The sequence below is a fragment of the Kitasatospora sp. NPDC057512 genome (assembly GCF_042802135.1).
Taxonomy (GTDB): Bacteria; Actinomycetota; Actinomycetes; order Streptomycetales; family Streptomycetaceae; genus Kitasatospora.
This window is the reverse complement of sequence record NZ_JBHVET010001193.1, coordinates 1-1,484: the sequence shown is the minus strand read 5'-3', so window position 1 is coordinate 1,484 and position 1,484 is coordinate 1. Positions and strand designations below refer to the sequence as shown.

Annotated in this window: 2 protein-coding genes; both read left to right on the top strand. The window is 77.2% G+C overall.

The genetic code is table 11. From position 1 onward, the window contains the following. The coding region (locus ACFU6K_RS38845; protein ID WP_380671359.1) for an amidase at positions 1 to 1,195 on the top strand (1,195 nt) is incomplete at its 5' end. Positions 1,196 to 1,245: 50 nt separating this feature from the next. Further along, on the top strand, positions 1,246 to 1,484 hold a 239-nt coding region (locus ACFU6K_RS38840), incomplete at its 3' end, for a helix-turn-helix domain-containing protein (RefSeq protein ID WP_380671357.1).

The following is a 1,484-nucleotide window of genomic DNA, read 5'->3' as shown; positions in this document are numbered from 1 at the left end:
GTACCGGGGGCCGCTGCACGGCGTCCCGGTCGGGCTCAAGGACCTGATCGACGTCGCCGGATCGCCCACCACCGCGAGCTCCCGGGTCCGGGACGGCCACCGCGCGGCCGCCGACAGCACCGTCGCCGCCCGGCTGCGGGCCGCCGGCGCGGTCCTGGCCGGCAAGACCCACACCCACGAGTTCGCCTACGGCCTGACCACCCCGCAGACCGCCAACGCCTGGGACCGCGAGCGGGTCGCCGGAGGCTCCAGTGGTGGGTCCGCCGTCGCGGTGGCCGCCGGGGCGGCGACCTTCGCCCTCGGCACCGACACCGGCGGCTCGATCCGGGTGCCCGCCGCGCTGAACGGGGTGGTCGGCCTCAAGCCGACCTACGGGCTGGTGCCCCGCCACGGCGTCACCCCGCTGTCCTGGTCGCTCGACCACGTCGGCCCGATCACCCGCACCGTGGAGGACGCGGCCCTGGTCCTCACCGCCCTCGCCGGGCACGACCCGCGCGACCCCGCCTCGGTGGCCGCCCCCGCCGTCGACTACCGGCCGGAGCGGGAGCCGGACCTGACCGGCGTGCGGGTCGGCGTGCCGGTCAACCACTACGTCGACCACGTCGACCCGGAGGTGGCGGCCGCCGTCCACCGCGCCGTCGAGCGGCTGGAGGCGCTCGGCGCCCGGCCCGTCGAGGTGGAGGTCCCGATGGCCCGCTACCTCCTGCCCACCCTGTGGGGCCTGGTGGCGCCGGAGGCCAGCGCCTACCACGCGCGCACCCTGCGCACCGCCCCCGAGCTGTACCAGGCGGACGTCCGGGTCCTGCTGGAGGCGGGCGAGCTGATCGGCGCGGGCGACCACCTGCGCGCCCAGCGCGCCCGGACGCTGATCCGCGACGCGTGGGCACGGCTCCTGGAAGAGGTCGACGTGATCGCCGCCCCGACGGTGCCGACCACGGCGGTCCGGGCCGGCCAGGAGACGGTCACCTGGCCGGACGGCGCCTCCGAGGGTGTCGCGGACGCCTACGTCCGGCTCTGCGCCCCGGCCAACGTCACCGGCCTGCCCGCCCTGTCCGTCCCGGTCGGCCAGGACGCGGCGGGCCTGCCGATCGGCCTGCAACTGCTCGGGCGGCCCTTCGACGAGCGCACGCTGCTGCGGGTGGGCCACGCCTACGAGCGGACGCGGCCCGCGCGGGCGCTCGCCCCGGTGGTGTGAACGGGCCCGGGCCCCGACTTAACGCAAAGGCGGCGCTTTAAGATGACGGTATGAGTCCTCGCCAGATGGTCCGCCCGGGCGGTCGCAGCGCCCGCGTCCAGGAGGCGGTGCACACCGCGGTCCGCGAGCTGCTCGCGGAGGTGGGCCGCGAGGCGCTCACCGTGCCGATGGTCGCCCAGCGGGCCGGCGTCACCCCGTCCACGGTCTACCGCCGCTGGGGCGACCTCGCCGAGCTGCTGTCGGACGTCGCGGTGGAGCGGCTGCGCCCCGACACCGAACCGGAGGACCG